A 4926-nucleotide genomic window follows, 5' to 3' on the forward strand; every position below is an offset into this window, starting at 1 on the left:
AACTCCTATCCAACACCGGCACGGCGTTCGAACATGAAATCGCTGTCGCCGTGTCGACGCCAAAGGCCACGACGTCCCAATTACAGGCGCAGGCGCTGGTCGGGGCGATCGTCGGTCTGCTGCCGGTGGCGCTTGGTCTGATGTTTTATCCGGCCATGCGCGGCGTCGGGCGGGCCGGGATGAACTTTCTGCTCGCGCTGACTGTTGGTCTGCTGGCATTCCTGCTCATCGACATGACCGCCGAGGCACTGGAGCTGGCCTCCGAAGCGGCCGCATTGTTCCAGGGGACCGCAATGGTCTGGCTGGCGGGCCTGGCGAGTTTTCTGCTATTAATGGCGATCGGACGCTGGCGCGGCCAGCCCGAGGGTCTTGCCTTGGCGTTTTTCATCGCCCTTGGCATCGGACTGCACAATTTTGGCGAGGGGCTGGCGATCGGCGGCGCCTTTGCCGCCGGGTCGGCGGGACTTGGCACCTTCTTGGTCCTTGGCTTTGCCCTGCACAATGTGACCGAGGGGATCGGCATCGCGGCACCGATGCTGCGATTCCGTCCTCCGCTGTGGACCTTCCCCGCCCTGACGCTTCTGGCAGGCGGTCCGGCCGTGCTGGGCATGTGGGCGGGCAGCCTCGCCTATGCACCTCAATGGTCAGCATTGGCGTTGGCAGTTGGCGCCGGCGCGATCCTCCAGGTGATGATCGAAGTCGGTTCCTATCTGATGCGCCAGAACCGAGACCGAAAGGCCGTGCTGTTTTCCCCTGCTGTGATCGGAGGCTTTCTTGGCGGAATCGCGTTCATGTATGCCACTGCGGCACTGATCAAGGTTTAGAGTATTCGTACTGGCGGGAATCATTTGTACGCCGGGATTTGGTGATCTGGCATGAAGAGTGTGGCGTTGCGCCATGCGACATGGGACCTGACCAATGCACTCCACGCAAACTCGCTGGTATCCACTTCGGACGACCGCTCAGTGGCCGTGATGGCACTTGAAGCTCTAGGGGCTTGAGGTTCTAAAGGTAGGGGAACGGAAGCAAACGAACCAGTGCAAATGACGGGTGTGCAGAAGATTCTCTGGGGGATGGCTGGTGCGGCTTTGCTGGTCTTCGCCGGGCTCGTGCTTATGGTAAACCGTGCGACAGCACCCCCGGCTGATACTTCCTTCCGCCCAACTTTCGCGCTGCCCGATGCTGAAGGGCGGCTTCGGACCACGGAAGAATTTTCGGGCAAGCATCTTCTGGTATTTTTCGGCTTCACCAATTGTCCTGATGTCTGTCCCATGACGCTGATCGAGGTTGCGCAGGTGATGGATGGTCTTGGCGGTCAGGCTGACCTTGTGCAACCGCTGTTCATCTCCATCGACCCGACACGAGACCGCGGCCTGGAACTTGCTGAATATACCGCGGCCTTTCACCCCTCAATCCTCGGTCTGGCCGGCGACGAGGCGCATACCCGCGCGGCAGCCGGCAGTTTCCGGATTTTCTATGAGCGCGAGAACAATTCCGGCGCGCCGGACGGTTACACTATGGCACACAGCGCATCACTCTACCTGATCGGACCTGACGGAGACTGGCTGCGTCAGTTCAGCTATGGCACGCCAGCAAGTGAAATCCTGAACGACCTCAAGCAAAGATTGTGAATACGATGAAATATCTTCTGACCGCTCTCCTTCTCAGCTTATCCGCCACCCCGGTGCTGGCGTGTGAAACCGTTCAACTTGGCTCGCTCGAAATCTCGGAAGCCTGGTCGCGAGCTTCGATCGGAATGGCCCGGCCCGGCGCCTTCTATGTCACCATCCGCAACACCGGCGCGACGGACGATGCGCTTGCCGGCATCGCGACGCCGGTGTCCGGAAAGCCCATGCTGCACGAAACGGTGGTGAAGGATGGCGTGGCTTCGATGCCGCACGCGCCGGCGATCCCCGTGCCAGCAGATTCCACCGTGCAATTGGAGCCAGGCGGCTATCACGGCATGCTGATGGGTCTTACACAGGTGCTGAAGGAAGGCGAGACGTTCCCGCTTACACTGACGTTCCGCGAGGCAGGCGACGTGACCGTTCCCGTGGCGATCCGGGGAATGGGTGCGAAAGATGCAGGCTGCGTGGACAAAAAAGATTGAGACGCCGTACGCTACTTGTTGCCGGGGCGTCGGGCGTTGGCGCACTGGCCTTCACGCTCGGTCTGGGGTGGTGGCAGAGCCGGGACAGCCTGCAACCGGGCTCTGCTCTGTTGCCATTGCCCATCGGCAAGATGTCCTTCACCCTGACGAACCACCGTGGCGTGACGGTGACGCCATCAGAGTGGATTGGCCGCCCGACAATGGTCTTTTTCGGCTTTACCTGGTGCCCCGATGTTTGCCCGACAACGCTGAGCGATATTTCGCTCTGGCTGCAAGATCTCGGCCCTGACGCCGACCGGATGAATATCTTTCTGGTCAGTGTCGACCCGGAGCGCGACACTCTACACGTTCTTGCCGACTACCTGTCGAACTTCGATCCAAGAATCACCGGCCTGACGGGGTCACTTGCTGAGATCAAGCGCGCCGCGGAAGAATTCCGCGCAACATTCGAGAAGGTGCCGACGGAGGATGACTATACCATGGACCATACCGCCGGCGTGTTCCTGTTTCGGGCCGACGGGCGATTTGGCGGGATTATCGATTATCACGAGGATCGGCGTGTGGCTCTGCTGAAGATCCAGAGGTTGTTGAAAGCAGCTAGCTGACCGGCTCTGTTGGCTTGGTGTTGTGGTCGCAAAACAAGCCGCCTTCACGACGAAACTCATGCTGTGCTCTTGAAGAGTTCCGACATTGATCCGGCTTGCGGCGACAGGTTGCCTTTCGATCCTGTTGGACCCCACAAGCTCTGATATTCATCCTGCCGGTGGGAAGTCGGATACTTCCTCACTCGTCGCTAAACTGTTGTGGGTGGAAGCACTTTCGCGACATCTGCAACCAATCAATGCGGCTGCGTTGCATGCCCCACCCCTGAGGAGACCTAAGCCCCCAATCACCTGTACGCTGGATGCGCTGACTTCAAGGCGCGCATGGCATAGATTGCGTCACTCACATCCCGTTCTTGGGTCTGACAAAAAGATGGCGCCACCGGGATAGCCATTCCCGTAATTCCATATAGACCTTCCCCGAAGCCAAAATGACAAACGAAAGAGTTCAATTGACCCTCCTGCGTGAAACCCTCGAAAACCGTCAGATCGCCATCTATCTTGGCACTGTCGTCCTCGGCGCGATTGCAGCGGTCACTCTCAACGGAATGACGGCGTTGGAGGTCGGCATCAATCCCGCGCTTGCATTCATGCTGTTCGTGACCTTCCTCCAGGTCCCCCTTGCCGAGTTGCGAGTGGCCTTCTCGCGCTTTCGCTTTCTTGGCGTTCTGCTGCTGACCAACTTTGTTGTGATTCCTGTTCTGATAGGAGCCCTTATCCAGTTTCTGCCGCCCGATCCGATGATAAGGCTGGGCGTGCTGTTGGTGCTTCTCGCGCCATGCATCGACTATGTCGTAACGTTCTCGCATCTCGGTCGTGCCGACGCCCGTCTCCTGCTGGCTGCGACGCCCGCGCTTCTGATCATCCAGATGATCATGCTTCCTGTCTACCTGGGCCTGTTCCTTGGCCCTGAGGCTGGGTCCTTCGTGAAGGCGGGGCCATTTGTTCACGCATTCGTCTGGTTGATTGCGGTCCCGCTTCTCTTCGCCGCTCTCGTCCAGTTTTGGGCCATCAAAAGTGTCGTGGGGGCACGTGCAACCTCGGTTCTTGGACTGCTCCCCGTTCCCGCGACAGCGCTTGTTTTATTCGTTGTCGTGGCCGCTGTGGTGCCGCAACTCGGCCCAGCACTTGATGACACGTTCCGGGTCGTCCCGATTTACGTGGCGTATGCGGTTATTGCACCCTTGGCGGGATGGGGTATGAGCAGGCTGTTTCGCCTTGATGCGCCAGCCGGGCGGGCCGTCGCGTTCAGTGCCGCAACGCGTAATTCTCTCGTCGTCCTTCCGCTGGCATTTGCTGTTCCCGGCGCTGTCCCACTGCTTCCGGCGATCATTGTCACGCAGACTTTGATCGAACTTGTAAGCGAGCTGGCATATGTCCGTCTGGCGCCAATGTTCGGTTCCAAAATGGCTGCATGACGGATCCAGCGGCGGAGACCGTGATACTAAACAACGGCAACAATTCCGGCATGGCGCTGGTGCAGCTTGAGACGGAAGGGAGCATTTTGATCTCTGCGCATGTTACTCTACCCGAGGACTGCGCTTTTACCGCTCAGCCGTGCCTTCATGAACCTATCTCAGACGAGATTGAGGAAATATATTCGGGACAAAACATGCGAACGCAGGATGCGATACCTGCAAGCTGATCCTGACGACATGACAGCATGAAAAGTCGCAGATTGAGAGATTAAATTCAGCCGCAACCGCGCGGCGACCCAGCGATTCATCAGGATGCTCCGCAGAAGCGGAAATGCCCAACCACGAACGATGGGGTCTCGCAATGAAATTGGATAAATTTTTAGAGAAATACGTATAAATTCGTTAAATATGCCCATTTGCGGGATATTATACTCTGCATTGTATTCTTCTCCTCAACGAAGGGGAGAATAATAAGATGAATATTCAATATAAAGCGAAATCATATTCCAATGTATCTGCATCCGCACTCGTGTTGCTCTGCGCTTCATTCGCACAGGCTTATGCCTACGAAACACTCGAAACAAATCCTGAAGTTCTTATGAGCTCCAGTGCCGCCGCTCCCCTCGTGCAGAACCGGAATGTCGCCCGGGGTTCAGCGTGGCTGAGCACGGCATACCTCACCACGACCCTTGACCTGACCCAAGCCGGCCTCGCTCCCCTTGATCTTGATGTCGATCCTGTCTTTGACCTTGCTTCCACCAACGACCTCGCACTACCATCGGCGCTCACAAAACTT

The 4926-nt window shown here is 57.8% G+C and carries 6 protein-coding genes; all 6 read left to right on the top strand.

Going from position 1 to position 4926, the window contains the following annotated elements; translation table 11 throughout:
- The coding region (locus tag ABNU55_RS15550) for a metal transporter (RefSeq protein WP_348764581.1) at positions 1 to 824 on the top strand (824 nt) is incomplete at its 5' end.
- 219 nt (positions 825 to 1043) lie between these two features.
- Positions 1044 to 1631: an SCO family protein gene (locus tag ABNU55_RS15555; RefSeq protein WP_292057163.1), complete on the top strand. Its 588-nt coding sequence runs from the start codon at positions 1044 to 1046 to the stop codon at positions 1629 to 1631.
- 5 nt (positions 1632 to 1636) lie between these two features.
- Positions 1637 to 2110 (top strand): copper chaperone PCu(A)C, encoded by a 474-nt coding sequence (locus ABNU55_RS15560; protein WP_348764582.1) that lies wholly within the window; start codon positions 1637 to 1639, stop codon positions 2108 to 2110.
- Positions 2107 to 2715, top strand: a complete 609-nt coding sequence (locus ABNU55_RS15565) for an SCO family protein (protein ID WP_292057160.1) — start codon at positions 2107 to 2109, stop codon at positions 2713 to 2715. Before ABNU55_RS15560 ends, ABNU55_RS15565 begins: the two co-directional genes overlap by 4 nt.
- 449 nt (positions 2716 to 3164) lie before the next feature.
- Positions 3165 to 4130, top strand: coding sequence for an arsenic resistance protein (locus ABNU55_RS15570; RefSeq protein WP_348764583.1), 966 nt, complete (start codon positions 3165 to 3167; stop codon positions 4128 to 4130).
- Positions 4131 to 4605: 475 nt separating this feature from the next.
- On the top strand, positions 4606 to 4926 hold a 321-nt coding region (locus ABNU55_RS15575), incomplete at its 3' end, for a hypothetical protein (RefSeq protein WP_348764584.1).

The organism is uncultured Henriciella sp., from assembly GCF_964005855.1.
GTDB lineage: Bacteria > Pseudomonadota > Alphaproteobacteria > Caulobacterales > Hyphomonadaceae > Henriciella.

Bases quoted from the DNA above. Each gene is read 5' to 3' on its own strand.
- ABNU55_RS15560 (WP_348764582.1), top strand. From the start codon at position 1,637: ATGAAATATCTTCTGACCGCTCTCCTTCTCAGCTTATCCGCCACCCCG.
- ABNU55_RS15555 (WP_292057163.1), top strand. From the start codon at position 1,044: ATGACGGGTGTGCAGAAGATTCTCTGGGGGATGGCTGGTGCGGCTTTG.